Below are 26,561 nucleotides of genomic sequence, written 5' to 3' on the forward strand. Positions count from 1 at the left end.
CAATGACGGCCGTAGGGTTGGCGGCGTGCTTCGTCAGGTCACGGCTATTCGATATGTCACCCCTTTACGGGAGGGCGGCTCCCTTCCCGGTGTTGTCGAGGCTGATGACCTCGGTACCTATGTGGTCAAGTTTCGTGGGGCCGGACAGGGACCCAAGGCGCTCGTCGCCGAAGTGATCTCCGGTGAGCTGGCCCGGCGGCTGGGGCTGCCGATGCCGGAGCTGGCCCGGGTGGAGCTCGACCCGGTGGTGGCCCGCGCCGAGCCGGACGAAGAGGTGCAGGAGCTCATCAAGGCGAGCGCCGGCAGCAACCTTGGCATGGATTTCCTGCCCGGCGCGCTGGGTTACGACCCGAATGCCCACCCGATCGAACCGGGCCTCGCCAGCCGCGTTCTGGCCTTCGACGCTTTCGTGGAGAACGTCGACCGCAGCTGGCGCAACCCGAACCTGCTCATGTGGCACGGCGGTCTCTGGCTCATCGACCACGGCGCCACCCTCTATTTCCACCACAACTGGGCCCGCGCCGCCGCCGTCGTGCACCGGCCGTACCGCTGGGACGACCACGTGCTCAAGCAGTACGCCACCGAGCTGGCGACCGAGGGCCCCCGGCTGGCCGAGCGGATCACCCCGGAACTGCTGACCGAGGTGCTGGCGCTGGTGCCCGACGAGTGGATGGAGGATCAGGACGGCGGCCGGGACGCGTACCTCGATCACCTCGCGCAGCGGGCCGCACAGCCGGAGGCGTGGCTGCCGTGAAGATTCCTTACGAGTACGCCGTCATCCAGGCCGTCCCGCGGATCGAACGCGGCGAGCTGATCAACGTCGGCGTGGTGCTGTACTGCCAGCGCCAGGACTTCCTGGACGCCCGCACCCACCTGGACGAGGATCGGCTCCGGGCAATCCACCCGGCCGCCGACGTCCCGGCGATCAGTGCCGCCCTCGACGCCTGGGGCAAGACCTGCGCCGGCGGCGGCCCGTCCGCTGACATGCGCCTCGGCGAGCGGTTCCGCTGGCTCGTCGCCCCCCGCAGCACGATCCTGCGAGCCGGCCCGGTCCACATGGGCCTCGCCACCGACGCCGCCGCCGAACTGGAAAGACTCGTCGACCTCCTGGTCCGTTAAAAAGAATCCGATGGGCGCGGCCCAGACCGGCGCGGCCTCAGACCGAACGAGCGCGCGGGCTCACGGCGTCGTCGGCAAGCGCTGCCGCAGGTCGACCTCGTAGACCACCTCTCGCGGTGAGTGGCAGCTGATCACGTCGCCCGGGTGCAGACGTGGGTCGGTCGCATAGCGCTCGGCCAGCCTGCGCTCGGCGGCCTGGTCGCCGGCGTCGGCGGCCAGCAACACATCCACAGGGAAGCCGGCCGACGGATCGAGCTGGGTGTCCGTGGCGACCCAGCGAGAGCCGTCAAACCACTCCACGATCACGTGGTCGCCATGAGAGCCCTCGTCGAAGTAATCAGCGAACCCGATCCGGCTGCGCGCCGGCACACCGTGCGCCCGCAGCGCCGCCACCGAGACCCAGCGTGTAGTCACGGCAGCAGCCCACCACCCGGTCCTGCTCCGGGCAGGGCGTGGCCAGCGGTCCGTCGAACGGGAAGCTGTCGAGAATGCGGGAGACCCAGCGGTTGTCGATCTCGGCGAGCCGGTCCGGTGGGAAGTCGAGGCCGGAGGCACGGTAGTGCACCAGCACGTTGCGGACGACTGCGCCGATGCCGGCGACATCGCCGGGCAGCGCGGTGAGCCGGTCCCGGTGCCGGCCCGGGTCGGAGAACGCGGTCTGTCGCGTGTAGTCCATCTCTCTCTCACCCCTCGTAAGGCTGGGCGACGTGCACGAACGGGTCAGCGCCGCCGAGCTGGTCCCAGCTGTCCAGATAGATCTCTCGCGGTGGCGTGGTGAGGATCACGCCCGCGGCGGTGACGTGCTGGTGGACCGCTTCGTAGGCCTGGGTGATGCGTGGAAGCAGTCATCCCGGGTGACCTCGGCGAAGGCGATAAGCCGCTCGGGCTCCAGGCGGATGGTGATGTGGCCGGCCGGCTCGACCGAGCCGCTGAACGGCCTCGGCGTCGGGCAGGTTGAGCACCTCGCCGATCACGGCGATCGGCATGCCGAGGCGGCGCAGCAGGCTGATCCGGGCGGCCCGGTCGAGCTGGCCGGCGGAGTAGAGCCGGTAGCTGCTGGCGGTGTCCACGTCAGCGGGTGGAAGCAGGCCAGAGGCCTCGTAGAGCCGCAGCGCCTTGACCGAAAGACCCGCTCGCCTGCTGAACTCCCCGATGGTCATCATGCGATCGATGGTGAACCCTGCCCCAGGGGACGAGTAAAGGGACTTCCGCAGGAAAGATTTGCGGGCACACTGAGCGGATGCAGCTGCCGCTCAGCCCTCCGGTCAAGCCGATGCTCGCCAAGCCCGTCGCCGACATCCCGCCGGGACAGATCTACGAGCCCAAGTGGGACGGATTCCGGTCGATCATCTTCCGGCACGGCGACGAGGTGGAGATCGGCAGCCGTAACGAGAAGCCGATGACCCGCTATTTCCCTGAGATAAAAGAAGCCGTCCTGGCGAACTTCCCGGAGAAAGCGGTGATCGACGGCGAGGTGATCGTCGCCGACACCGAGCGGAACACGCTCGACTTCGAGGCTCTCCAGCAGCGCATCCACCCCGCGGCCAGCCGGGTCAAGCTGCTCTCCGAGCAGACTCCGGCCAGTTTTGTGGCGTTCGACCTGCTGGCGCTCGGCGACGAGGACCTCACCGAGCTGCCGTTCGAGACCAGGCGGCAACGGCTGATCGAAGCGCTCAAGGACGCCAAGCCGCCGGTGTACGTCACCCCGGCCACCGACGACACCACCGAAGCCCAGCGGTGGTTCGAGCAGTTCGAGGGGGCCGGCCTGGACGGTCTCATCGCCAAACCGCGCGACATCGTCTATCAGCCCGACAAGCGGGTCATGTTCAAGATCAAGCACAAGCGTACGGCGGACTGCGTGGTCGCCGGGTACCGCGTACACAAGTCTGGTCCTGACCGGATCGGATCACTGTTGCTGGGCCTGCACGACGAGCGCGGCGTGCTCGCCTCGGTCGGCGTGATCGGCTCGTTCCCGATGAAGGTCCGCGAGGAGCTGTTCGCCGAACTCCAGCCGCTGGTCACGACGTTCGAGGGTCACCCGTGGAACTGGGCGGCGCAGGAGCAGGGCGAGCGCACCCCGCGCAAGAACGAGGGCAGCCGGTGGAACAACGGCAAGGACCTCTCCTTCACGCCACTGCGCCCGGAGCGGGTGGTCGAGGTCCGCTACGACTACATGGAGGGCGTGCGCTTCCGGCACACCGCCCAGTTCGAACGGTGGCGGCCCGACCGGGAACCCGCGACCTGCACGTACGAGCAGCTGGAACGCCCGGTTCGATTCGATCTCGCGGACGTCCTCAACGGCCGCTGACCGCAGCGCTCGAATTCACCGGATAGGGTCGCTCTGTGTCTCGCCGTTTCGTCGCACTCCTCGCCGTGATGATCATGTCGTTGTCGGGGTGCACCCTGCCTGCTTTCGCGCCGAACGGCGCCGACGAACCGGCCACACCGGGCGGGACGGATCCCAGCCCCGCGGTGGCCGGCGGCACGCTCGACTGGCAGCCCTGCTCCAGCGTGCCTCGCGAGTTGGTCGGGCGCGCCGCGAGCGGGATGTCGTACGACTGCGCCTCGCTGGCCGTGCCCCGTGACTGGGCGTCGCCGAACAGCGGCGAGACCTACGAGGTGGCGATGATCCGCATCCGGTCGGACAGCCAGCGCGACCGAATCGGATCACTCCTGCTGAACCCGGGCGGCCCCGGCGGCTCCGGCATCGATCTCGCGGTCTACCTCTCCTTCGGCCCGAATCTCGGCGGCCTGCCGACCGAGATCACCGACCAGTTCGACATCATCGGCTTCGATCCGCGCGGCGTCGGCCGCTCCAACCCGGTGAAATGCATCAGCACCGCCGACCAGGACGCCAGCTTCGGCGCCGACCAGGACCCGGTGAGCCAGGCCGCCTTCGACGAGCTGGCCGCGCTGAACAAGAAGATCGCCGATGGCTGCGCGCAGAAATACGGCGACCAGCTACCGTACTTCTCCACCGAGCAGGCCGCTCACGACGTGGACGCGCTGCGTGCGGCGGTCGGCGACGAGAAGCTCACCTACCTGGGCTTTTCCTACGGCACCCTGCTCGGCGCCACCTATGCCCAGCTCTTCCCGGACAAGATCCGCGCGCTCGTGCTCGACGGCGCGGTCGACCCGACCGAGACCTACGTGCAGGGTTCCGAGGCGCAGGCCAAAGGCTTCGAGCGGGCGTTCACGAATTTCACTGCCTGGTGCACGAAGACGCCGGCCAAGTGCCCCATCGCGCCCGACGCGCGAGGCGCGGTCACCGACGCGCTCGCCAAATCAAGGACCTCCCCGGTACGCGCGACCGACGGCCGTGAGGCGACGGCGGGATGGGTTTTCATCGGCATCATCTCGTCGCTGTACACCGAGTCCGGCTGGACCAGTCTGGCCGAGGCGATCGACGGCCTTCAGCAGGGTGACGCCGATGGCATCTTCAAGCTCGCCGATCAGTACACCGAGCGCAAGCAGGACGGCAGCTACTCCAACCTGTTCGACGCCAACATCGCGGTGAACTGCGCGGACACCGACGACGCGCCGACCGCGGCCGAGGTACGCGCGCTGCAGACGCAGTGGCGCGCCAAGTACCCGATGTTCGGCGCGGCCCTCGCCGTCGGCATGCTGCCGTGCACGTACTGGACGGGCAAGCGGGACCCGTACCCGGCGGAGGCGGCCAAGGGCGCGCCGCCGATCGTGGTGGTCGGCACCACCGGCGACCCGGCCACGCCGTACGAGAACACCGCCGACCTGGCGACCATGCTCGGCGTCGGCCACGTCCTGACGTGGGAGGGCGAGGGCCACACGGCGTACCCGTCGACCGACTGCATCGTCGAGGCGGTCGACGATTACCTCATCGATCTGAAGATGTTCCCGGACGGGCTGCGCTGTCCGGCACGCTGACGCTCTGCCGGGCCGTCAGCTCCTCCAGCAACCGCCGGCACTCGCGCAGGTTCGCCTTCAGCTCCTCCTGTTCCTCGTGCCGGAACGCGTCGGTGTCGACGATCAGCTTGCTGGCGAAGTGCGCCGTGATCAGCGGGATCACCAGCAGCACCATGGTCGAGATGAGCAGCGCGGCCATCAGCCGGGCCGGAAGTGTCGCCGGCGAGATGTCGCCGTACCCGACGGTGGACGCGGTGACCACGGCCCACCAGATCGAGTCGCCGAACGACGTGTCCGGTTCGAAGACGTTGTAGAGGGACCCGCAGATCGCGATCAGGATCGTGTACGCGAGCAAGAGCTTCTTCGGCGAGTTGGCCAGCCAGACCACACCGCGATGAGCCCATCGCGGCAGCGTGAGCAGCACATGCATGAGGTCATCGTGCCCGAGGTGAGCACCGCGCGACAGCCCGTGACAGGGTAGGGATCATGGATTTCCGGATCGCCTCCCGCGCTGACGTGCCCGCTGTTCTCGACCTGCTGGCCGATGACGAGATCACCCGGCTACGGGGTTTCGGCACGGTACCGGAGCAGGTGGACGCGGCGGTCTGGGCAGCGTTCGAGGCGATCGACGCCGACGACCGCAACGAGCTGATCGTGGCGGTGCACGACCAGGAGATCGTCGGGACCTGCCAGCTCACCTTCATTCCGGGGCTGAGCCGCGGCGGTGGCGAGCGTCTGCTGATCGAGGCGGTCCGGATCCGCGCCGACCAGCGCGGCCGTGGTCTCGGCGGCGAACTGATCCGTTGGACGGTCGAGCGTGCCCGCGAGCGCGGCTGCCGGATCGTGCAGCTGACCACCGACAAGCGCCGCATTGACGCTCACCGCTTTTACGCGAAGCTCGGCTTCACCGCCTCGCACGAGGGCTTCAAGCTAGCCCTCTGACGACGAGGACGAGGACTCCCAGTTCGCGTGGTTCATCTTGCTGGGCTGCACCCGGGGCGGCTCGCCCGGCATCTTCGGGTGGTCAGGCGGATAGTTCAGGTCACCCAGCCCGGCCTTCTCGTCGCGCTCGACCCACTCCAGCAGCGGCGTGATGTCGTGCTCGACGTCGTCGATCGCGGCGTGCGGGTCACCCACCGCCGCGATCCGGGCCGGAACGGTACGCAGATCGAAGTCGTCCGGCTCGACCTGACCCAGTTCCGCCCAGGTGACCGGCGTGGAGACGGTGGCCCGGGCGTTGGCCCGCAGCGAGTACGCACACGCGATGGTCCGATCCCGAGCCATCTGGTTGTAGTCCAGGAACACCCGGTCGCCGCGCTCCTCCTTCCACCAGGAGGTGGTGATGCCGGCCGGGTTGCGGCGCTCGATCTCCCGGGCCAGGGCGATCACCGCCCGCCGCACCTCGACGAAGGACCAGCGCGGGGCGATCCGGACGTAGACGTGCACCCCACGGCCACCTGACGTCTTCGGGAACCCGATCCAGCCCAGCTCGCTCAGCACCTCATGGACCACCTCGGCGGTCGCCACCACGTCGGAGAAGCCGAGGCCGGGCTGCGGATCGAGGTCGAGGCGCAGCTCGTCGGGGTTGTCCGGAGCGGCGCCGCGGACCGGCCACGGGTGGAAGACCACGGTGCCCATCTGGGCGGCCCAGGCCACGTGGGCGAGGTCGGCGGGGCAGAGCTCGTCCGCCGTACGCATGCTCGGGAATTTGATCCTGGCAGTTTGGATCCAGTCGGGCACCCCTCGTGTGGAGATCCGCTTCTGGAAGAACGTCTCGCCGGACAGCCCGTCGGGGAAACGTTGCAGGGTGGTCGGCCGATTCCGCAGCGCACGCAGGATGCCGTCGCCGGCCGCCAGGTAGTACTCGAAGACGTCTCGCTTCGTGAATCCCCTGTCCGGGAACATGACCTTGTCAGGGCTGGAGAGACGCACGGTGTGGCCGGCGACTTCGATCTCTTCCGCGGCGGCTTTCGGCATACTCCGACCCTATGCCCGAAAGCGCCCTCGAACAGCCCGCAAATGCCGCGAAGGCCACCCGGAACGACAGCCGGGCGGCCTTCAGCGATCTTCAGGGTCAGGCGGTGCGGCGGCGCCGGGTGTACCAGACCGCCGAGCTGCCGGCGGCGACCAGCAGGCCACCGAGCGCGATCGTCCCGGCGAGTGGAGCGCCGGTGACCGGCAGGGTGCTGCCGGAGCTGACGCCCGCGCCCGCGGTGGAGACGCTCGGCGCCGGAGTGACGGTCTCGGCGAGCGTGCCGCCGGGAACCTCTTCGCTTGCCGACGGCGCCGGGCTGCTCGCGGCCGGGCTCTCGCCGCCGTAACCCGGGTTGCCGCGGGTCCCGGTGGTGGTGTCAGGCGCCTCGGTGGCCGCGGTGGTGGTGGCCGGCACGGTGGTCGGAGTAGTGGTGGCGGGGACCTCGTTCGCGGTGCCGCCGTAACCGTCGGCGCCCCGGACGGGCTCCGAGCTGGTCTTGACTGACGGGTAGCCACCCTGGCTGACTTCGGTCGCAGCGCTTGCCGGCGACCCGCTGAGGGCCAGAGCGGCGAGGACGGTGACGCCGACCGCAGGAAGTCCGGCGGTCAGCCGACGCGAGAAGCTCATGAGAGGAAGTCCGTTCTGTCGCTTGAGGTACGTTCCATGTTCGCACGGGAGCTTAGCGGGGATTGCCCGTTTTACCCGGAAACATCCCTCGGCGGGTCTTCAACTCGGAAGACCACCAAAACGGTGACTTCGCCACAAATGAGACAGAGCGAACACCTTGAGCTCGAACTGGGGATCCGCGGCGAAGAAGCCCCCGTTGTACGGTGCGTGCAGCTGAACGCTGTCGCCCGACTCCAGGTAGACCGAGACGACGGTGCGCCGGCCACGACGCTCGGCACGCAGGTCGACGACCTGGTTCCAGAGCGCCTCGTCCTCGCCCAGCAACGACGACGAACGGATGCCGAGCCCACCCACCTCGACTCCGGTACGCCGGCCGGCCGCCAGGCCGAGAACGGCTCCGAGCAGCAGCGGAACGACCAGGATCGCCGCCCATACCCACCCGGGCGACCCTGCGACGCCGGGCCAGGCGAGAGCCGCTATCACCCCCGTCGTGACACCCGCCACAGCGCAGAGCGCGCCGAGGTAGAGACCGTGGCCGAGTGCCTGCTGCCAGGTCGGCCGGAACGTCGACGGGGAGGCTGCTTCCATAGAAGGTTCAACGGGCTCCCGGACACTGCGGGCGCACGCCGGGTGCGACGTACCGTTGAGGCATGGCAACCGATGAGACCACGCTGCCGGCCACCGAGGACGAGTGGCGGATCCGCCTTTCCCCGGCCGAGTTCCGGGTGCTCCGCGAGGCGGGCACCGAGGCGCCGTGGACCGGCGAGTACGTGGACACCAAGACCGAAGGCATCTACGACTGCCGCGCCTGCGGCGCACAGCTCTACCCGAGCGACACCAAGTTCGACAGCCACTGCGGCTGGCCGTCGTTCGACGACGCCATACCGGGTGCGGTCAAGGAGATCGAGGACCGCAGTGCCGGGATGCTCCGCGTCGAGATCAGGTGCGCGCGCTGCGACTCACACCTGGGCCACGTGTTCCGGGGTGAGGGCTTCACCTCGAAGAACACGCGGCACTGTGTGAACAGCCTGTCCATCCGGCTGGAGCCGAAAAAGGGCTAACGCACCTCGTACACGGTGACATCCCCGGCCTTGTACCGCTCGGTCGCGAACTGGGCCAGCTCCGGGCTGGCCCAGATCTCGCCCTTGGCGTCCGGGTCGGGGATCTGAGTGGTGCCGACCGCGACCAGCCACCGCACACCGTGGTCGCGGGTGAACGAGCTGACCCGCTCCGCTGTCGGGTCCACGAAGATCTCGTCGTTGCGGTTCAGCAGAGCCGGGTCCCAGAAATGGCTGCGGTACAGCGTCCGGTCCCAGATGGTGCCGGTGGAGAACGCCGGCTCGGTGTAACTCCAGCCCTCCAGCACGACCTGCCGCTCGGAGAACGCGGCCAGCCAGAAGTCCCGGCTGTCGCACGGGCTGATCTGGGCGCGGCAGTGGCTGTTCGTCGCCACGATGTCGCGCGGCCGCGAGTTGTTCCGCAGCCACCGGCCCGCGTCGATCGCGCCGGGCGGCATCGCGAAGAAGTTGCCCGGCGCCACGATGTCCCGCTGCGGCTGGCCGGAGAAGAGCGAGTCCACGATCCCCTGGTTGATCAGCACGCCGCTGGTGACCGCCACCGACGTCACCGCGAGCGTCGCGACCGCCAGCACGTGCGAGCGGCGCAGCCGGACGATCACCCCGATCACCGCGGTCAGCACGGCGACCACGGCGACCGCCTGGAGCAGCATCACGTACGGCAGGGTCGCCTGCTCGACGGTCCAACTCGCCAGCGGGGAGAGCGGACCCTGCTTGCCGACGCCGTTACGGATCAGCTGAAGCGCGGTCACCCCGCCGGCCACACCGAGCACCGCGACGGCGAAGAACCGGATCGGCACCCGCTTGCCCTTGGGCAGCAGCGCGGCAAGACCGAGGGCGGCCAGAATGCCCAGGTACGGAGTAGCCGACCGGCCGAAGTACGTCTGGCTCAGCCCCGGGTGCGCCAGGATGTAGAGCGCGCCGAGCCCGGAGACCGCGAACCCGGCCATCACGTGCACGATCGGATCGGTACGCCATCCCCGCCGCAACAACCCGGCCATGCAAACCCAGCCGAACAGGCAGGCGCCCAGCGAGATCCCGCTCATCGCCCAGAGGATTCCCCAGTCGTTGATGGCGTTCTGGGTGCCCATCACCGCACGGCCGAGCGTCGAGTACTTGACCGTCTGCAGTGGGTTGACCTCGGTGCCCTGCGAGCCGGAGCCGTAGAGGATCAGCTGCGCGAACGCCATCCAGGCGCCGGCGATCAGCAGCACCGGCAGCTCCGGCCCGGGCAGCTTGAGCCGGATCACCCGAAGCCCGAGCGCGAGCAGAAGACCGCAGATCAGCATCGGTACGAACGTGGCCTTCGCCCCAGCCATCGCGCCGATGAGCAGGGTCAGCACGATCCACGGCACCGGCCGGCGCCGCTGCTTGCCCTCGTCGGCCTGGAAGATGCCGCACAGCACGTAGATCGCCACGATGCAGAAGAGCGCCGCGAACGTCTGTGTCGGACTGACCCAAAGATTGTCGATGAACACGATCGAGTCCATCGGCCGGCTGGTCCAGGCCCACGGGACAGTCACCGGCGCCATCAGCATCAGGCCGATCGCGAGGTTGCCCGGCCACCAGCGGCCGGTGATCCGGTGCGCCAGCGCGATGACGACAAGCAGGAACGCGGCGATCATCGGGATCGGCAGCAGCCGCATGATGAGGACCTGCGGCTCGACGCCGCTGATCCAGCTCGCCGCCGCGCCGTGCGCGTAGACGTACCAGTGGTAGACCAGGTCCACACCTGTCACCCAGGGCGTGTTCAGCGGCACGTCGTGCTTGAACTCGCCGACGAGCGCGAACTGGAACGGGAAGTCCACGTGCATGACGGCCGAGTACGGCTCGTTCAGCGAGTTGTACCGAAACGACGAGAACGCCGTGCTGACCAGGGTGAACGACGTGCCGAGCGCGGCCGACCAGGCGGCACCGGCGGACATCCGCTCCCGGTTGCCCCGCCAGAACTTGCGCAGTTGGGGCACCGCGATGAAGGCGACGATCGTGATGATCGGCCAGGCCAGCACGGCGAACGGCTGGTCGGCCTGCCGGGCCAGCATGTACACCGGCAGCTCGACCGCGAAGCCCGCGGTGGTGCCGAAGGCGGCGTCCAGCGGAAGGAACCCGGAGCGGCCCTGCACCGCCCGCCAGATCAGCGTGCCGGGCAGCGTCACGCAGAAAAGCGAGTACGCCGCGAAGGTGATCAGGTCTCGCTCGGCGACGCCGTAGTAGGTCAATGTCACCACCGAGACGGCCAGCGCGAAGATCAGCGCCAGCCATCCGGGCGAGGGGTACCAACGCCGACGACCGGCCACCCCCGCGGTGGCCGGTCCGGTTTGTTCAGTTAGGGGGTGTTCAGTGACTTCTTGCGTCATCACCGATGCGCGGCCAATTGGTTAGGCACAGCCGTCGCCTCCAGCGAGACGATCTCCGGCTTCGTGGTCATGGGCTCCTGCTCATCCGTGTCGAAGGCGACCAGGAACCGTGGGCGGTTCTGGGTCGCGGCGTAGATTCGCCCCACGTACTCGCCGAGCAGGCCCAGGCAGATGAGCTGAACCGCGCCGAGCAGGAGCACGGCGATGTAGAGGGACGTCCAGCCCGGCACGGTAACACCGAAGCCCCAGGCCGCCACGCCACTGACGATCAGTCCGAGACAGACCATGAAGGCGACGACACCGAGCCAGGTGGCGACACGCAGCGGCGCGGCGGAGAAGTTCGTGACACTGTCGACACTCAGCTTGATCATCTTCGTGAGCGGGTATTTCGTCTCACCGGCGACACGCTCGGCGCGCACGTAGGTGACCTCGCCGCTCGCGAAACCCAGCGACGGCACGATCAGGCGGTACACCGGCTGCTGCTCGGGCAGGTCGTTGAGGGTGTCCACCACCACGCGGCTCATCAGGCGGAAGTCGCCGGCCTGGTCGCTCAGGTGCGGGCCGACGAGGCGGCGCATCAGCCAGTAGTAGACGCCGGCGGTGTTGCGCTTGAAGACCGTGTCGGTGCTCCGGTCGCTGCGGACGCCGTAGACCACGTCCAGGTCCTCGGTGCGGGCCTTCTCCAGCATCTCGCCGATGGCCTCCGGCGGGTCCTGGAGGTCGGCGTCGATGCTCACGATGTAGTCGCCCTTGGCGGACCGCAGGCCGGCGGCGAGGGCGGACTGGTGGCCGACGTTGCGCCGCAGCTTGACCACGCGCAGGGCCGGCCAGTCCTGGCGCAGCTCCAGCAGGCGGGCCACTGTCGCGTCCCGGCTGCCGTCGTCCACCGCGACCACCTCGTAGGTGACTCCCAGACCGTCCAGCACCGGACGCAGGCGTGCCACGAAGTGATCCACTGCCTCGCGCTCGTTGTACATCGGCGTCACGACCGACAGGGTCGGTGAGTCGAGCACGAAGTCAGGTCGCATATTTCCGGTCCCCCAGGAGGAATGGCTCAGTACGAAATGGCTTACGTGCGCCCGCGCAACGCGAACGATCTTCGCCAGCCAACGGTCGAGGACAATACCCAAGCCGCGCTAATGGGAGATGTCACCTCCGTCGCAACAAGTCGTCTATCCGGTAACGCTGCCCCGTCGCGGCCGTTAACCAACCGGTCGTCGACGAGGTTTCCCAGTCCGAACCGATCTCCGGAGCGAAGGCGTCGCCCTCCGCATCGAAGTCTATTGTCGTTCGTACCAGGTGTGCCGCCCGAGGTAGGAAGGCGGCGTAGATTTCGCCCCCTCCCATCACCCAGAAGTCGTCCTCGACGACCTCGTCCGGGGAGTGGGCGACAACCGCGCCGGTGGCCGACCATCCGGGCGATCGGGTCAGCACCACGTTGCGGCGGCCCGGCAGCGGCCGGACCCGCTCGGGCAGCGAGTCCCACGTGGCCCGGCCCATCACCACGGTGGCGCCCATGGTGCGTTCCTTGAAGAGGCGCTGCTCCCCCGGGATCCGCCACGGGATCTCCCCGGCGGCGCCGATCACGCCGTTCCGGGCCTGAGCCCAGATCATGTGGATCACCATCAGACCGCCACAGCTGCTCTGATCGCCGGGTGGTGGCGGTAGTCGACAACGGTGAAGTCCTCGTACGCGTACTCGAAGAGGCTCGGCCGTTCGGCGATCTCCAGCGACGGGAAGGCGTACGCCTCCCGGCTGAGCTGCTCGGTGACCTGCTCGACGTGGTTGTCGTAGATGTGGCAGTCGCCGCCCACCCAGATGAAGTCGCCGGGGATCAGGCCGGCCTGGTCCGCGACCATCCGGGTGAGCAGCGCATAGCTCGCGATGTTGAACGGCACGCCGAGGAAGAGGTCGGCGCTGCGCTGGTAGAGCTGGCAGGAGAGTTTGCCGTCGGCCACGTAGAACTGGAACAGCGCGTGACAGGGCGCCAGGGCCATCTCCGGCAGATCACCCACGTTCCACGCGGAGACGATCATGCGCCGCGAGTCCGGATTTTTCCGTAGAGTCTCTAAAATTTCCGACATCTGGTCGATCTCGCCGCCGTGTTTGCCCGGCCACGACCGCCACTGATGCCCGTAGACCGGCCCCAGCTCACCCGACGAATCCGCCCACTCGTCCCAGATGCTCACACCGTGCTCGTGCAGGAAAGACACGTTCGTGTCGCCACGCAGGAACCACAACAGCTCCACCGCGATCGACTTGAAGTGCACCCGCTTCGTGGTGATCAGCGGGAACCCCTGGGAGAGGTCGTACCTCAGGCGCTCGCCGAAGAGACTGCGGGTGCCGGTCCCGGTGCGGTCGCTCTTGGGCGTACCGGTTTTCAGCACCCGCAGCAGCAGGTCTTCGTACTGGGTGTCGACGGACATGCCGAGAACGGTAGCGCCGCACCTAGGCGGCCGATTTCCCGCCCTTCACAGGCGGATTTCACTGCCGTTCGGACCGACGCCGTCGGCCTGCTCGTCGTCCAGCCACACGCCGTCGCTCGCCAGGTAACGGAACTGGTAATGGCCGGGGTCGAGCGGCACGCTCACGGTCCGCGTACCGTTGCGCCGCGTCTGCAGCTCATGACGGCCCGGCTCCCAGTTGTTGAAATCACCGACGACACTGACCCGTCCGACCGGCTCATCCGCCGGCAGGCTGAACGTCACACGGGTCTTGTTGCCGAACAGCTTGCTGCGCTTGATCATGACGTCCTCCACAAAGCCGAGCCTTATCCGTATAACGGCAGGAACAGGCCGAAGGTGAGGACACGCCGCGTATCTTGTGCCGATGCATCCGGAACCGCACGACGAGCTCCGCGTGGCCTCGTTCCGCGACCTCGACACCACAACTCTTTACGCCATCCTGCGGTTGCGCGCCGACGTATTCGTGGTGGAACAGAATTGTGCCTACGCCGACCTGGACGGACGGGACGACGAGCCCGGAACCCGGCACCTCTGGTTCACCCGCGACGGCGAGATCCGCGCTTACCTGCGGATCCTGTCCGACAACGACGCCGAACGGATCGGCCGGGTGGTCACCGCCCCGGACGCCCGCGGCCACGGTCTGGCCGGCCGCCTGCTCACCGAAGCGCTCACCGTCATCGGCAACCGGCCGAGCGTCCTCCACGCGCAAGCCCACCTGGCCGATTTCTACACCAGGTTCGGCTTCGCCCAGACCGGCCCTGAATACCTCGAAGACGGCATCCCCCACATCCCCATGTCAAAACCCTCTTAAATACGCGTTTACCAGCAAGCCCGTGACGCACCGCCCCTGACGCCCGCCCCGCCGGCGCACCCCGCCGCCAGCCCCGGCGGCCCGCCGCGCCCCCGAATCCGCCCAGCCCGGAAGGTCGCCCAGCCCGGCGGGGTTGCCCAGCCCGGAAGGTCGCCCAGCCCGGAAGGTCGCCCAGCCCGGCGGGGGTGCTTAGCCCGGCGGGGGTGCCGGCCCTAGCGGCCCGTCGCGCTCGACGGGGCCGCCCGGCCTGGTGGCCCGCCGCGCTCGCGGAGGTCGCCCGGGTTCGCCCCGCCAGCCAGGACCCCCGGCCTGGCGGCCCCCCGCGCTCGTCGGGGACATCCAGGTTGCCGGAGCGTCCAGGTCACGCGGTCGTCCAGGTCGCGGGGCGCCGGGGCGTCGGGGGGGCGCTGGGGTCGTCCGGGCGCCGAGGGCATCCGGACGCTGAGGAGTTCACGGCTGCGCTTACGGCAGGTTCGCCACCAGCTCGGTGATCGAACGGCGGCGGCCTGTGAAGAACGGGACCTCTTCGCGCACGTGCCGACGTGCGCCCGACGCCCGCAGGTCACGCATCAGGTCGACGATGCGGTGCAGCTCGTCGGCCTCGAACGCCAGCATCCACTCGTAGTCACCGAGCGCGAACGAGGCGACCGTGTTGGCACGCACGTCCGGGTAGGGCCGGGCCATCTTGCCGTGCTCGGCCAGCAGCTGGCGGCGCTCCTCGTCGGGCAGCAGGTACCACTCGTAGGACCGGACGAACGGGTAGACGCAGATGTACGGCCGCGCCTCCTCACCGGCCAGGAACGCCGGCAGATGGCTGCGGTTGAACTCGGCCGGCCGGTGCAGCGCCATCTGCGACCAGACCGGCTCCAGGTGCTTGCCGAACGCCGTACGCCGGAACAACCCGTACGCGTCCTGGAGCGCGTCCGGCGAGCTGGAGTGCCACCAGACCATCACGTCGGCGTCGGCGCGCAGGCCGGAGACGTCGTAGGTGCCGCGGATCGTCACGTCCTTGTCGGCGAGCTGCTCGAAGAGCGTGTCGACCTCGCCGGCCAGGTTGTCACGCAGCGCCGGCAGCGGCGACGAAGCCCGGAACACCGACCACATGGTGTAACGGATCGTCGCGTTCAGCTCCTTGATCCGCGCCGCGTTCGTCTGCTCGCCCTGCTCGCTCATGATTCCTCCAGGAACTTGCTGATCTCGTCTGCTGCTTGTGAGCCACTCGCCACGCACACCGGGATGCCGACGCCGTCGAAGGCCGCGCCGGCCAGCGCCAGGCCCGGCGGCAGCGCGGACCGGGCCAGCACGACCCGGTCGGCGTGGCCAGGTGCGTACTGCGGCAGGGCGCCACCCCACCGCTGGATCCACGACGCGGCAGGCGCCGGCAGCTCCACGCCGGCCAGCGCGCCCAGCTCCCGGTGTGCCCGGGCCAGCAGCGCCGCGTCGTCGAGCTGGAGCCGATCCTCCTCGCCGGCCCGTCCCAGCGAGGCGCGCACGATCACCGGACCGGCCGGTGAGTCCAGGTGCGGCCATTTGCGGGTGAAGAACGTGGCCGCCTTGACCAGAGTGCCCTCGCCGGGCGGCACCAGGAAGCCGGAGAGCTCCGGCAGCGGTGTGCCCGGGGGCAGGGCCAGGCCGGCCAGCGCCACGCTCGCGTAGGCGAGCCCACCAACCGCCTGCACCACCTCGGGCGACACCTCCGGCGCGAGGCCGGCGAGCAGCCGGGCGGCCGGTGCGGCCGGGATCGCGAGCACCACGGCATCCACGTCCTCGACCTGCGGGGCCGGCACCGGGCCGAGCACCAGACGCCAGCCGGCACCGTGCCGGCTCAGCTCGCGCACCGGCAGCCCGAGGCTGATCCGGGCCCGGCTCGCCGTCGCGGCGGCCGACACGAGACGGCTCATCCCGCCGTTGACGGCCGCGAAGACCGGGCTGCCCGGAACTCGCCGGGAACTGCTCTGTGCGGACCGGACCGCGTCGCGCAGGGTGTGCTCGGTCTCGGCTGCCTGTGCCAGCTGCGGCATCGTGACCCGCAGGGACAGCTGGTCGGCGCGGCCCGCGTAGACCCCGCCGAGCATCGGGTCGACGAGCCTGTCGACCACCTCGTCGCCGTACCGGGAACGGACCAGGGCGCCGACCGCGACGTCCTCGCCGGGCGCCAGCAGGGGTTTGCCGGTGTCCCGGTCGGACCCGGCGTCGGGCAGGGCCACCCCGTCCAGCGTGGACAGGTCACCGGGGACGCCGACGAGGGTGCCCGCCGGGATCGGGGTGAGCCGGCCGCCGATGGCCAGCGCGGCGGGTTGTTTCGCCGGGTGGACCAGGGCGTCGCCGAGGCCGAGCCGCCGGGCCAGGGCCACCGCGGCCGACTCGGTGCCGCCGGGGCCGCTGTTCAGGAACGACTCGGCGCCGCGCTCGACCGCCAGACCGCCCAGGTCACCGGTCCGCAGTTTGCCGCCGAGAGACCCGGCCTGCTCGTAGACCGTGATGTCGGCGCCCGCATCGAAGCGGTCGCGCAGCCGCACAGCGGCCGCCAGGCCGGCGATGCCACCACCGATGACCGCGATCCGCTTCCGCACGCTCTTCACACTCCCAGGTCCGCCCGGCCGCCGGTGGCCGGGGTCGTTCGCTGTGATCCGAGCCTGCCAGCCTTGCGTCCGGGCCGGCCAGGGACCCAGGTCCTATCTTTTCGCGGGCGGTCAGCCCGAGGTCTCAGCGCGACGAGATCTCATGAACCAGCGCCACCAGGCGGGTCAGGATCTCCGGATCGGTTTCCGGCATCACGCCGTGGCCCAGGTTGAAGATGTGCCCGGGTGCGGACGCGCCCTGCGCCAGCACCCGGCGGGTCTCCCGCTCCACTGTCTCCCAGCCGGCGAAGAGGATCGCCGGGTCCAGGTTGCCCTGCACCGACCGATCCGGGCCGATCCGCTTGGTCGCCACGTCGAGCGGGGTACGCCAGTCCACGCCCACCACGTCGGCACCGGCCTCACCCATCGCCTCGAGCAGCACCGCGGTACCCACACCGAAGTGGATCCGGGGCACACCCGCGTCGAGCAGACCGCGCAGGACGGCCGCGGAGTGCGGCATCACGTGCTGCCGGTAGTCGGCCTCGGAGAGCGCACCGGCCCACGAGTCGAACAGCTGGACCGCGCTCACCCCGGCGTCAACCTGGGTACGCAGGAACGTCAGCGTGATCTCGGAAAGCCGGGTGAGCAACGCGTTCCACAGCTCGGGCTGGCCGTACATCATGGCCTTGGTTTTCAGGTACGTCCGCGACGGACCGCCCTCGATCAGGTAACTGGCCAGCGTGAACGGAGCTCCGGCGAATCCGATCAGGGGCGTCGCGCCGAGCTCGGCGACGAGCAGGCGCACCGACTCGGCGACGAAGCCGACGTCCTCGGGCGTGATCGGGCGCAGCCGCTCCAGGTCACCGGCCGTGCGGATCGGCTCGGCCACCACCGGGCCGGTGCCGGCCACGATGTCCAGGTCGATCCCGGCCGCCGCGACCGGGACCACGATGTCGCTGAACAGGATCGCCGCGTCGACGTCGTGCCGGCGGACCGGCTGCAGGGTGATCTCGGTGACCAGCTCGGGCCGGCGGCACGACTCGAGCATGCCGACCCCCGCCCGGATCTTGCGGTATTCGGGGAGTGAACGCCCGGCCTGCCGCATGAACCAGACCGGCGTGTGCGAGCCGGGAAGGCCGCGACACGCCCGGACAAAGGGGGAGTCTTCGAGAACCGTCACCGAGCCATGGTGTCACGGCAGTGATGGTGTCCGGCGGCGTGCCGAGCACGGAGGGCGCTGAGATCGGCTTAGTCTTCCCCTATGGCGTCCCCCGCACCTGCCCCCGAGGCGTTCACCCGCGCCGTCGCCGGGTTGCGCGTGGAGTCGCCGTGGACGGAGATCCTCCTGGAGGAGATCGCTCCCCCTCAGCGGCTCGCGAAGTTCGCGTTCGCCCTCAGCGCCACCGTCCTGCGCGGCGAGGACGAGGTGGCGAGCGGCCGGTTGATCCTGCTCCACGAGCCGGACGGCCACGATGCCTGGCGCGGCGACCTGCGCCTGGTCACGCTGATCACCGCCGAGCTGGAGTCGGACCTGGCGACCGATCCACTGCTGCCGGCGGTCGCGTGGACCTGGCTCACCGACGGTCTGGAGCACTACGAGGCGGCGTACACGGCGATCGGCGGCACGGTCACCCAGACAGCCTCAACCCGCTTCGGCGAGCTGGCCGGCCCCGCACCTACCGCAGACCTGGAGGTACGCGCCTCCTGGACACCCACGTCCACCGACTTCGGCGCCCATCTTCGCGGCTGGTGCACCATGCTGGCCTCGACAGCCGGGCTGCCCCCGCCCGGGGTCTCCTCGCTGACCGACCGCCACCGAGCCCCCGCCGGCTGACCTCTAACCCTTGGCGCAGGCGCCAAGGGTTTCGCAGGCTGTGGCGATCGGGATGGCGAGGCCGATGCCCTCGGCGTCGCGGGCTTTCGCGGTGGCGATGCCGACCACCTGCTTGCTGGTGTTGACGACCGGGCCGCCGCTGTTGCCCGGGTTGATCGGGGCGTCGAACTGGATCGTCGGGCCGTCCGAGTCGTCCGGGCGGTACGCGGAGATGACGCCCGTGGTCACCGAGTCGTCCAGGCCGAGCGGCGCGCCGACGACCACCACCTGCTGGCCCGGCTTCACCTCGTCGCCCGCGACACCGAGCGCCTTGATGTCGCGGGTGGTCCGCAGCAGCGCCAGATCCTTGCCGGCGCTCACCTTCACGATCGTCGCCTCGATGCGGGTGGTGCCGCGCTCCAGCGAGACCGACTTGTCGCCGGCCTCGAACGTCTCCTCGACCACGTGGTAGTTCGTGAAGAGGTTGGTCCGGCCGTCGTCGGTGGCGCTGACCGCGAACGCCGTGCCGGTGAAGTCGCCGGCCCGGACCCGGAAAACGCTGGGCAGCACGGCCGCCGCGATGCCTTCCGGGTCGAAGACGGTGGCCAGCTGCTTTTCCAGTTCCTGGGTCTTGCCCTGCTCGGCGGTGACCGCGGAGGCCAGATCCGAGCTGCTGCGGATCATGCCCTCGACCCGGAACGCCTGCCACGCGGAGACCGCCAGCAGCGCCACCACCAGCCCCATGATGACCAGCCGGGTGCGGCTGCCGCGGGCGATCGGAGCGCTCGCCGCGGGTGCCGCCATGACCGGGGCCGGCTCGTGGTACTGCTGCTGTTGGTGCTGCTGGGGATACCACTGCGACTGCTGCTGCTGGTCCCACTGACGTTCCTGAGCCCACTGCTGGTCCTGGAACCACTGCTGCTGCTCGGGTGCCGCCCACTCCCCACGGCGCTGGTCGTAACCGTTGGCGGGGGTGAAAGGTTCGTACGGGCTCATCCGGCGCGGCCCTCCAGTGGTCTCGGCGCTGCACATGTTCATACGCACGAAATCGCCCAGCGGTTGAGTCCGGCGGAAGATCGGAAATAGACGCGCCGGACCCCGGCTGCGCACGGCAAGGGTGTCACCCCCGTACGGTTACGGAGTGACCGACGAAGCACCCCTGCGCCGTCGGGACTCGCCGGACACAGCAGGGGACGGACCGCACGCCGTGCCGCCCGACCCGAATTCTGGCGGTCCCGCAGCTACAAGTCCTGCTGCTACACCTCTGACCGCTCCGCGCGACGGCACCCCGCCTCCGCTGGAGACCGCGGCCGAACTGGCCGATGTGGTCTCCCGGATGGCCGCGGGCACCGGGCCGGTGGCCGTGGACGCCGAGCGCGCCTCCGGCTACCGATACACCCAGCGCGCCTATCTTGTGCAACTGCGCCGAGCCGGCGCCGGAACCGTGCTGCTCGACCCTCTTCCGCTGGACGACCTGCGCACCCTCGACACCGCGCTGGCCGAGGCCGAGTGGGTGCTGCACGCCGCCAGCCAGGACCTGCCGTGCCTGGCCGAGCTCGGGATGAAGCCGCGCCGGCTGTTCGACACCGAGCTGGCCGCGCGGCTGGCCGGTTTCGAGCGGGTCGGCCTGGCCGCTCTCACCGAGCAGCTGCTCGGGTTCTCCCTGGAGAAGCACCACTCGGCGGCGGACTGGTCGACCCGGCCGCTGCCGGAGTCCTGGCTCACCTATGCCGCGCTCGACGTGGAGCTGCTCACCGATCTGCGTGATCTGCTCGCCGCCGAGCTGGAGCGGCAGGGCAAGTCGGCCTGGGCCGCCGAGGAGTTCGCCGCGCTGGTGGCGGGCGCCGACCGGCCGCCGAAGGTCCGGCCCGATCCCTGGCGCCGGACTTCGGGAATACACCGAGTCCGTGGCGCGCGCGCCCAGTCCCGGGTCCGCGCCCTCTGGTACGCCCGGGACGGCGTCGCGGCCCGCCGCGACTCGGCGCCCGGCCGGGTGCTGCCGGACTCGGCGATCGTGGCGGCGGCCGAGGCCGATCCGAAGGACGAGCGCACCCTGCTCGGCATCCCCGGGTTCGGCGGCCGTTCGGTACGCCGGCTGGCCCGGATCTGGCTGGACGCGCTGGACCAGGCACGGGCGCTGCCGGACGACGCGCTGCCGGTGAATCAGCCGGTCGAGGGTCCGCCGCCGCCGCACCGCTGGGCCGAGCGTGACCCGATCGCCGCGGCCCGCCTGGCGCGCTGCCGGGCGATCGTGGTCGGCAGCGCCGAGCAGCACACCCTGCCGCCGGAGAACCTGATCAGCCCGGATTTCATCCGCCGGCTGGCCTGGTCCCCGCCGGACGAGGTCACCGGTCAGACGGTGGGCGACACGTTGCGCGGGTTCGGCGCCCGGAACTGGCAGGTCGGCCTGCTGGCCGACCAGCTGGCCGAAGCCCTGCCGGACCCGGCGCCCGCCGTGGGGTGAGCGCGACCGCTCACGCAGGTCGCCGGGGCCGGCGAGTGTTCTGGACGCGTCAGCGGCCAGCTCGCCGGGCTCGGCCCTCGGCGTGAGCAGCGGTCCGTACCCACCACCCAGGTGCGACAGCAAGCTCTTGACCTTGGTCTTTGTGTTTCTGGAGAGCGCGCCGGAAACAAGGCTGTGACGTTTTCGCGATGCGGTGGCCGCCACTAGTTACCGGCGAGTAGCATTCCTTGCACAATTGGGTTCACGCCCGCAAGGAGGCTTGCTGTGCCCCGTGAAGTACGCGAGGTCGTCTTCGTCGACGGCGTCCGCACCCCGTTCGGCAAGGCGGGCGGCATGTACGCCGAGACCCGCGCCGATGACCTGGTGATCCGTTGCATCCGAGAGCTCGTCCGGCGTAACCCGCAGCTCCCGACGGACCGGGTGGACGAGGTGGCGATCGCCGCCACCACCCAGACCGGCGACCAGGGCCTGACGATCGGCCGCACGGCCGCGCTCCTGTCCGGCCTGCCCAAGACTGTTCCCGGCTACGCGGTCGACCGCATGTGCGCGGGCGCCATGACCGCGGTGACGAACGTGGCCGGCGGCATCGCGATGGGCGCGTACGACATCGCCATCGCCGGCGGTGTCGAGCACATGGGTCACCACCCGATGGGTGAGGGCGTCGACCCGAACCCGCGGATCCTGACCGAGAAGCTTGTCGACCCGTCCGCGCTCGTGATGGGCGCGACCGCGGAGAACCTGCACGACCGGCTCCCGCACATCACCAAGGAGCGCACCGACCGGTACGGGCTGAACTCCCAGCTCAAGACCGCGAAGGCGTACGCCGACGGCAAGCTTCAGCCGGACCTGGTGCCGGTGGCGCTGCGCAGCTCGGAGCAGGGCTGGGGCCTCGCGACCGTTGACGAGGCGCCCCGCGAGACCTCGCTGGAGAAGCTCGCCACGCTGAAGACTCCGTTCCGCCCGCACGGCCGGGTCACCGCGGGCAACGCCGCCGGTCTCAACGACGGCGCGACCGCGGCCATCATCGCCGACGAGGCGACCGCCCGTGAGCTGGGCCTTCCGGTCGCCATGCGGCTGGTCTCGTTCGGTTACGTCGGCGTCGAGCCGGAGATCATGGGTTACGGCCCGATCCCGTCGACCGAGAAGGCCCTGAAGAAGGCCGGTCTCACGATCGACGACATCGGCCTGTTCGAGCTGAACGAGGCGTTCGCCATCCAGGTGCTCGCGTTCCTCGACCACTACGGCATCGCCGACGACGACCCGCGGGTCAACCCGTGGGGCGGCGCGATCGCGATCGGTCACCCCCTCGCCTCCTCCGCGGTGCGGCTGATGACCCAGCTGGCCCGCCACTTCGAGGAGCACCCCGAGGTCCGTTACGGCCTCACCGCCATGTGCATCGGCATCGGCATGGGCGGAACGGTCATCTGGGAGAACCCGAACTGGGAAGGCGCCTCGAAGTGATCGACAACCCGAACGAGGTAGTGACAAAGGCGCTGGTCCGGTCCGTCCGGGTGCCGGGCCTGGACAAGCCGGTCGCGCTGATCACGCTGGACAACGGCTTCGACCACAAGAAGCCGAACAGCTTCGGCCCGGCCGGCCTCAAGTCGCTCGACGACGCGATCACCGCGGCCACCGCGGCGGACCCGGCGTTCATCGCGATCACCGGTAAGCCGTACATCTTCTGCGTGGGTGCCGACATCACCGGCATGCCGCTGATCAGTTCCAAGGAGCAGGCTCTTGAGCTGGGCGAACTCGGTCACCGGGTGTTCGCGCGGCTGAAGAACAGCACGATCCCGACGTTCGCGTTCGTGAACGGCGCCGCGCTCGGTGGCGGCCTCGAGGTCGCCCTGCACTGTCACTACCGCACGGTCTCCACCGGTGCGGCGGCGCTCGGCCTGCCCGAGGTCGCGATCGGCCTGATCCCGGGCTGGGGTGGCAGCCAGCTGTTGCCGAACCTGATCGGCATCGCCGGCGCGGCCCAGGTCATCCTGTCGAACCCGCTGACCCAGAAGGTGCTGCGCCCGAAGCAGGCCAAGGAAATGGGCGTCGCGGACGCGCTCTTCGAGGCCGCCGAGTTCATCGAGGACTCGCTGGCCTGGGCGGCCGGCGTGGTCAAGGGCGAGGTCACCGTCGAGCGTCCCGAGATCGACCGGGACATGTGGGACGGCGTGCTCTGGTTCGCCAAGAACCAGCTCGACGAGAAGCTGCACGGCGCGGTCCCCTCGGCCAACAAGGCCCTGGAACTGCTCGCCCTCGCCAAGGAGGGCTCGTTCGAGGAGGGCACCGCGGCCGAGACCCAGGCCCTCGCCGGCCTGATCATGGGTGACGAGTCGCGCGCCAGCCTGTACGCGTTCGACCTGGTGCAGCGCCGGGCGAAGCGGCCGGTCGGTGTGCCTTCCCGGGAGAACGCCCGCAAGGTCACCAAGGTCGGCATCGTCGGCGCCGGTCTGATGGCGTCCCAGCTGGCCCTGCTCTTCCTGCGCCGCCTCCAGGTGCCGGTGGTGCTGACCGACCTGGACCAGGAACGCGTCGACAAGGGCGTGGCCTACGTCAACGAGCAGATCGACAAGCTGGTCGGCAAGCGCCGGATGGACGAGGGCACCGCGGCCAAGCTGCGCGGCCTGATCAGCGGCTCGGTCGACAAGTCGGTCTTCGCTGACGCCGACTTCGTGATCGAGGCGGTCTTCGAGAACCTCGAGCTCAAGAAGAAGATCTGGGCCGAGTTCGAGACGATCGTGAAGCCCGAGGCGATCCTGGCGACGAACACCAGCTCGCTGTCGATCACCGAGATGGCGGCCGGCCTGCAGCACCCCGAGCGGGTCGTCGGTTTCCACTTCTTCAACCCGGTAGCGGTCCTCCCGCTCCTCGAGATCATCAAGGGCGAGAAGACCGATGACGCCACGCTGGCCACCGCGTTCGAGGTCGGCAAGCAGCTGAAGAAGTCGTCGGTGCTGGTCAAGGATGCCCCGGCGTTCGTGGTCAACCGGGTGCTCACCCGGTTCACCAGCGAGGTCTTCTCCGCCGTCGACGCCGGCACCCCGCTCGATGTGGTGAACGAGGCGTTCGACCCGCTGGGTCTGCCGATGCGCCCGATCGCGCTGCTCCAGCTGGTCGGCCCGGCTGTCGCGTACCACGTGGGTGAGACGCTGCACTCGGCGTTCCCGGAGCGGTACGTGGACTCCCCCAACCTCAAGAAGATCGTCGACCTCGGCCAGCCGCTGCTGGTCGACGACGAGATCAACCCCGAGGTGGTCAAGGCCCTGGAACTCGGCGACAGCCCGCTCACGGCTGACGAGGTACGCCAGAAGGCCCTCGACGCCCTGGCCGAGGAGATCCGCATCATGCTCGACGAGGGCGTGGTCGCGGAGGCGCAGGACATCGATCTGTGCATGATCCTCGGCGCGGGTTACCCGTTCCACCTGGGCGGCATCACGCCGTACCTGGACCGGAGCGGCACGTCGGAGAAGGTGACCGGCAAGCGGTTCCTGCCTGACGGCGTGGCGAACGTCCGGGGCTAACGTCCCGGTCGCGGCACTGCTGCGGTCGCCGCCACCACCGGTGTGGTGTCGGCGGCCGGCAGCACCACGGTGACCTCCAGCCCGCCGCCCTCCTGTGCCACCGCGGAGACCGTGCCGCCGTGCGCGTCGCAGACCGCCCGCACGATGGAGAGCCCCAGGCCGGAGCCGCGTGAACCGGTGCGTTCCCAGCCGCCCCGCCGGAACGGTTCGAACAGCCCCGGCACGTCGGCCGGCTCCACCTCGTAACCGGTGTTGCCGACGATCAGCCGGGTCTGCCCGTTCGCCGACTCGGTACGCAGCCACAGCCGCCCGAGCAGGTGGTTGTACCGGATCGCGTTCTCGATCAGGTTGCCGGCCAGCCGGTCCAGCAGGCTCGGGTCACCGACCACCGGCGCCGGTTCCAGGTCGGTGGTGACCTCGAGTTTCATCCGGTCCGCCTCGACCCGCACTGCGGAGAGGGCGTTGTAGACACTCGTCGCCAGGTCGGCCGGAACCTTGCGGACCAGCCGCCGGCCGGACTGCGCCTCGGAACGGGCCAGCACCAGCAGCGCGTCGACCAGCCCGTTCGCCCGCTCGGAGGCATTGCGGACCACCTTCGCCATCCGGCGGTACTCGGCCACGTCGGCCTCGTCGTCGCTGAGTGTCACGTCGATCTCGGTACGCATAACCGCGAGGGGCGTACGCAACTCGTGCGAAGCGTTGGCCACGAACCGTTTCTGCGACTCGAACGCGGCCGCCAGCCGGTCCAGCATGGCGTCGAATGTGCGGGCCAGCTCGGCCACCTCGTCGTCCGCGCCGGAGTACCGGATCCGCTGGTCCAGGGTCTCCTCGCCGAGCCGCCGAGCGGTCTGGGTGACGCTGTGCAGCGGTCGCAGGGCCCGGCCGGCCACCGCGTAGGCCCCGGCGATGCCGATGATGCCGATCGCCACGAGCGCGCTGAAACCGTTGATCAGCAGTTCCCGGGAGGCCTGCGCGACCATGTCGGCCTGCCAGGTGAGCGCGTCCCGGGTGCTGCCGTCGGAAAGCGTCACGGCCGAGCCCTCGCGCAGCTCGTCGACCGGGTGCAGCGACTCGCTCACCAGCAGCCAGGCGAGCAGCACCAGCACCGCGCCGGCGCCGATCAGCAGGATGCCGTTCAGCAGGGTGAGCCGCAGCCGCAGCGTCGGGCGCATCGAGAAGCGCTGCGCCTGGCGTTTCACGCCCTGGTAGACGGTCACGAGGCCACGACCGGCTCGGGAACCCGATAGCCGGCCCCGACCACGGTTTCGATCAGCGGCGGATCGCCGATCTTCTTGCGCAGCGTGTTGATGGTCACCCGGACAGTCGTGGTGAACGGGTCGGTGTTGGCGTCCCAGACCCGCTCCAGCAGCTCCTCGGTGGACACCACGCCGCCGCGGGCCTTGAGCAGCTCCTCCAGGACGCCGAACTCCTTGTTGGTGAGGTCGATCGGCGCACCACCGCGGGTCACCACCCGGCGGGTCTGGTCGAGCACCAGGTTGCCGACGATGAGCACCGGCGGCGCGGCCGGGGTGGCCCGCCGGCCCAGCGCCTGCACCCGGGCCACCAGTTCCTCGAAGGCGAACGGTTTCGCCAGGTAGTCGTCGGCGCCCAGCTCGAGCCCCTCGACCCGGTCGGCGACAGTGCTGCTGGCGGTGAGCATCAGCACCCGGGTCAGGGTGCCGGAGGCGACCAGCTCGGCGCAGATCTCGTCGCCGTGCATCCCGGGCAGGTCCCGGTCCAGCACCACGACGTCGTACCTGGTCACGTACGCCATCTCGTGCCCCTGAAGGCCGTCGTACGCGACGTCCACGGCCATACCCTTGCGGCGCAGCCCACGGGCGATCGCATCCGCCAGGTTCCGCTCGTCTTCCACCACCAGCACGCGCATGATTG

The 26,561-nt window shown here is 69.7% G+C and carries 29 protein-coding genes; 11 read left to right on the plus strand and 18 right to left on the minus strand.

What is annotated here, in order from left to right; translation table 11 throughout:
- The first annotated feature begins 25 nt into the window (after positions 1–25).
- Together ACQP2E_RS32150 and ACQP2E_RS32155 are read left to right on the plus strand one after the other, a co-directional pair.
- A complete protein-coding gene (locus ACQP2E_RS32150; RefSeq protein ID WP_433826730.1) occupies positions 26–754 on the plus strand; it encodes a HipA family kinase in 729 nt (242 codons plus the stop codon).
- Complete coding sequence (locus ACQP2E_RS32155; RefSeq protein WP_433826731.1) at positions 751–1,119, plus strand: DUF3037 domain-containing protein; 369 nt, start codon at positions 751–753, stop codon at positions 1,117–1,119. Before ACQP2E_RS32150 ends, ACQP2E_RS32155 begins: the two co-directional genes overlap by 4 nt.
- A gap of 60 nt (positions 1,120–1,179) precedes the next feature.
- On the opposite strand, the gene ACQP2E_RS32160 is transcribed toward ACQP2E_RS32155, so the two are convergent.
- From ACQP2E_RS32160 to ACQP2E_RS32170, 3 genes are all read right to left on the minus strand, one after another.
- Complete coding sequence (locus ACQP2E_RS32160) at positions 1,180–1,533, minus strand: hypothetical protein (protein WP_433826732.1); 354 nt, start codon at positions 1,531–1,533, stop codon at positions 1,180–1,182.
- Positions 1,457–1,795, minus strand: coding sequence for a hypothetical protein (locus tag ACQP2E_RS32165; RefSeq protein WP_433826733.1), 339 nt, complete (start codon positions 1,793–1,795; stop codon positions 1,457–1,459). The genes ACQP2E_RS32160 and ACQP2E_RS32165 overlap by 77 nt, the downstream gene beginning before the upstream one ends.
- Positions 1,796–1,964: 169 nt before the next feature.
- On the minus strand, positions 1,965–2,282 hold the full coding sequence (locus ACQP2E_RS32170) for a MerR family transcriptional regulator (RefSeq protein ID WP_433826734.1): 318 nt from the start codon (positions 2,280–2,282) through the stop codon (positions 1,965–1,967).
- A 77-nt stretch (positions 2,283–2,359) separates the two neighbouring features.
- On the opposite strand from ACQP2E_RS32170, the gene ACQP2E_RS32175 reads away from it, so the two are divergent.
- Both ACQP2E_RS32175 and ACQP2E_RS32180 read left to right on the plus strand, forming a co-directional pair.
- Positions 2,360–3,427: an ATP-dependent DNA ligase gene (locus tag ACQP2E_RS32175; RefSeq protein WP_433826735.1), complete on the plus strand. Its 1,068-nt coding sequence runs from the start codon at positions 2,360–2,362 to the stop codon at positions 3,425–3,427.
- Positions 3,428–3,495: 68 nt separating this feature from the next.
- Positions 3,496–5,022 (plus strand): alpha/beta hydrolase, encoded by a 1,527-nt coding sequence (locus ACQP2E_RS32180; protein WP_433834116.1) that lies wholly within the window; start codon positions 3,496–3,498, stop codon positions 5,020–5,022.
- Here ACQP2E_RS32180 and ACQP2E_RS32185 read toward each other — a convergent pair.
- Positions 4,973–5,431, minus strand: coding sequence for a potassium channel family protein (locus tag ACQP2E_RS32185; protein WP_433826736.1), 459 nt, complete (start codon positions 5,429–5,431; stop codon positions 4,973–4,975). The genes ACQP2E_RS32180 and ACQP2E_RS32185 overlap by 50 nt on opposite strands.
- A 56-nt stretch (positions 5,432–5,487) precedes the next feature.
- Between ACQP2E_RS32185 and ACQP2E_RS32190 the strand changes: the two genes are divergently transcribed.
- Positions 5,488–5,943, plus strand: a complete 456-nt coding sequence (locus tag ACQP2E_RS32190) for an N-acetyltransferase family protein (protein WP_433826737.1) — start codon at positions 5,488–5,490, stop codon at positions 5,941–5,943.
- Here ACQP2E_RS32190 and ligD read toward each other — a convergent pair.
- The 3 genes from ligD to ACQP2E_RS32205 form a co-directional block, all read right to left on the minus strand.
- Complete coding sequence (gene ligD / locus ACQP2E_RS32195) at positions 5,932–6,978, minus strand: non-homologous end-joining DNA ligase (protein ID WP_433826738.1); 1,047 nt, start codon at positions 6,976–6,978, stop codon at positions 5,932–5,934. The two genes, ACQP2E_RS32190 and ligD, sit on opposite strands and share 12 nt — an antisense overlap.
- Positions 6,979–7,075: 97 nt before the next feature.
- A complete protein-coding gene (locus tag ACQP2E_RS32200; protein ID WP_433826739.1) occupies positions 7,076–7,603 on the minus strand; it encodes a hypothetical protein in 528 nt (175 codons plus the stop codon).
- Between the two features lie 99 nt (positions 7,604–7,702).
- Complete coding sequence (locus ACQP2E_RS32205; protein ID WP_433826740.1) at positions 7,703–8,191, minus strand: hypothetical protein; 489 nt, start codon at positions 8,189–8,191, stop codon at positions 7,703–7,705.
- Positions 8,192–8,253: 62 nt separating this feature from the next.
- Between ACQP2E_RS32205 and msrB the strand changes: the two genes are divergently transcribed.
- Positions 8,254–8,664, plus strand: coding sequence for a peptide-methionine (R)-S-oxide reductase MsrB (gene msrB / locus ACQP2E_RS32210; RefSeq protein ID WP_433826741.1), 411 nt, complete (start codon positions 8,254–8,256; stop codon positions 8,662–8,664).
- Here msrB and ACQP2E_RS32215 read toward each other — a convergent pair.
- The 5 genes from ACQP2E_RS32215 to ACQP2E_RS32235 form a co-directional block, all read right to left on the minus strand.
- Complete coding sequence (locus ACQP2E_RS32215; protein ID WP_433826742.1) at positions 8,661–11,036, minus strand: hypothetical protein; 2,376 nt, start codon at positions 11,034–11,036, stop codon at positions 8,661–8,663. The two genes, msrB and ACQP2E_RS32215, sit on opposite strands and share 4 nt — an antisense overlap.
- Positions 11,036–12,064 (minus strand): glycosyltransferase family 2 protein, encoded by a 1,029-nt coding sequence (locus tag ACQP2E_RS32220; protein WP_433826743.1) that lies wholly within the window; start codon positions 12,062–12,064, stop codon positions 11,036–11,038. The genes ACQP2E_RS32215 and ACQP2E_RS32220 overlap by 1 nt, the downstream gene beginning before the upstream one ends.
- Positions 12,065–12,185: 121 nt before the next feature.
- On the minus strand, positions 12,186–12,650 hold the full coding sequence (locus tag ACQP2E_RS32225; protein WP_433826744.1) for a dihydrofolate reductase: 465 nt from the start codon (positions 12,648–12,650) through the stop codon (positions 12,186–12,188).
- Positions 12,651–12,661: 11 nt separating this feature from the next.
- A complete protein-coding gene (locus tag ACQP2E_RS32230) occupies positions 12,662–13,462 on the minus strand; it encodes a thymidylate synthase (RefSeq protein ID WP_433826745.1) in 801 nt (266 codons plus the stop codon).
- Between the two features lie 45 nt (positions 13,463–13,507).
- Positions 13,508–13,783: an isoamylase early set domain-containing protein gene (locus tag ACQP2E_RS32235; protein ID WP_433826746.1), complete on the minus strand. Its 276-nt coding sequence runs from the start codon at positions 13,781–13,783 to the stop codon at positions 13,508–13,510.
- 82 nt (positions 13,784–13,865) lie between these two features.
- Here ACQP2E_RS32235 and ACQP2E_RS32240 point away from each other — a divergent pair, with 82 nt between their 5' ends.
- Positions 13,866–14,312 carry a GNAT family N-acetyltransferase gene (locus ACQP2E_RS32240; RefSeq protein ID WP_433826747.1) on the plus strand — a complete coding sequence of 149 codons (447 nt, stop codon included), beginning with the start codon at positions 13,866–13,868 and terminating at the stop codon, positions 14,310–14,312.
- Positions 14,313–14,774: 462 nt separating this feature from the next.
- Here ACQP2E_RS32240 and hemQ read toward each other — a convergent pair whose 3' ends face one another.
- From hemQ to hemE, 3 genes are all read right to left on the minus strand, one after another.
- A complete protein-coding gene (gene hemQ, locus ACQP2E_RS32245; RefSeq protein WP_433826748.1) occupies positions 14,775–15,485 on the minus strand; it encodes a hydrogen peroxide-dependent heme synthase in 711 nt (236 codons plus the stop codon).
- Positions 15,482–16,894: a protoporphyrinogen oxidase gene (gene hemG / locus ACQP2E_RS32250; RefSeq protein WP_433826750.1), complete on the minus strand. Its 1,413-nt coding sequence runs from the start codon at positions 16,892–16,894 to the stop codon at positions 15,482–15,484. Before hemG ends, hemQ begins: the two co-directional genes overlap by 4 nt.
- Before the next feature lie 124 nt (positions 16,895–17,018).
- Complete coding sequence (hemE, locus tag ACQP2E_RS32255; RefSeq protein ID WP_433826751.1) at positions 17,019–18,053, minus strand: uroporphyrinogen decarboxylase; 1,035 nt, start codon at positions 18,051–18,053, stop codon at positions 17,019–17,021.
- Positions 18,054–18,134: 81 nt separating this feature from the next.
- Here hemE and ACQP2E_RS32260 point away from each other — a divergent pair, with 81 nt between their 5' ends.
- Positions 18,135–18,707: a DUF3000 domain-containing protein gene (locus tag ACQP2E_RS32260; RefSeq protein WP_433826752.1), complete on the plus strand. Its 573-nt coding sequence runs from the start codon at positions 18,135–18,137 to the stop codon at positions 18,705–18,707.
- 3 nt (positions 18,708–18,710) lie between these two features.
- Here ACQP2E_RS32260 and ACQP2E_RS32265 read toward each other — a convergent pair whose 3' ends face one another.
- Positions 18,711–19,682, minus strand: a complete 972-nt coding sequence (locus tag ACQP2E_RS32265) for a S1C family serine protease (RefSeq protein ID WP_433826753.1) — start codon at positions 19,680–19,682, stop codon at positions 18,711–18,713.
- 145 nt (positions 19,683–19,827) lie between these two features.
- On the opposite strand from ACQP2E_RS32265, the gene ACQP2E_RS32270 reads away from it, so the two are divergent.
- The 3 genes from ACQP2E_RS32270 to ACQP2E_RS32280 all read left to right on the plus strand — a co-directional run bounded on the left by ACQP2E_RS32270 (position 19,828) and on the right by ACQP2E_RS32280 (position 24,668).
- Positions 19,828–21,150, plus strand: coding sequence for an HRDC domain-containing protein (locus ACQP2E_RS32270; protein ID WP_433826754.1), 1,323 nt, complete (start codon positions 19,828–19,830; stop codon positions 21,148–21,150).
- A 264-nt stretch (positions 21,151–21,414) separates the two neighbouring features.
- Positions 21,415–22,611 (plus strand): thiolase family protein, encoded by a 1,197-nt coding sequence (locus tag ACQP2E_RS32275; RefSeq protein ID WP_433826755.1) that lies wholly within the window; start codon positions 21,415–21,417, stop codon positions 22,609–22,611.
- A complete protein-coding gene (locus ACQP2E_RS32280; protein WP_433826756.1) occupies positions 22,608–24,668 on the plus strand; it encodes a 3-hydroxyacyl-CoA dehydrogenase NAD-binding domain-containing protein in 2,061 nt (686 codons plus the stop codon). The genes ACQP2E_RS32275 and ACQP2E_RS32280 overlap by 4 nt, the downstream gene beginning before the upstream one ends.
- Here ACQP2E_RS32280 and ACQP2E_RS32285 read toward each other — a convergent pair.
- Entirely contained in the window at positions 24,665–25,840 is a 1,176-nt protein-coding gene (locus ACQP2E_RS32285; protein ID WP_433834118.1) for a sensor histidine kinase, read from the minus strand. The two genes, ACQP2E_RS32280 and ACQP2E_RS32285, sit on opposite strands and share 4 nt — an antisense overlap.
- 41 nt (positions 25,841–25,881) lie before the next feature.
- Positions 25,882–26,556 carry a response regulator transcription factor gene (locus tag ACQP2E_RS32290; RefSeq protein WP_433826758.1) on the minus strand — a complete coding sequence of 225 codons (675 nt, stop codon included), beginning with the start codon at positions 26,554–26,556 and terminating at the stop codon, positions 25,882–25,884.
- Positions 26,557–26,561 lie beyond the last annotated feature (5 nt).

The organism is Actinoplanes sp. CA-015351 (genome assembly GCF_050955685.1).
Lineage (GTDB): Bacteria > Actinomycetota > Actinomycetes > Mycobacteriales > Micromonosporaceae > Actinoplanes.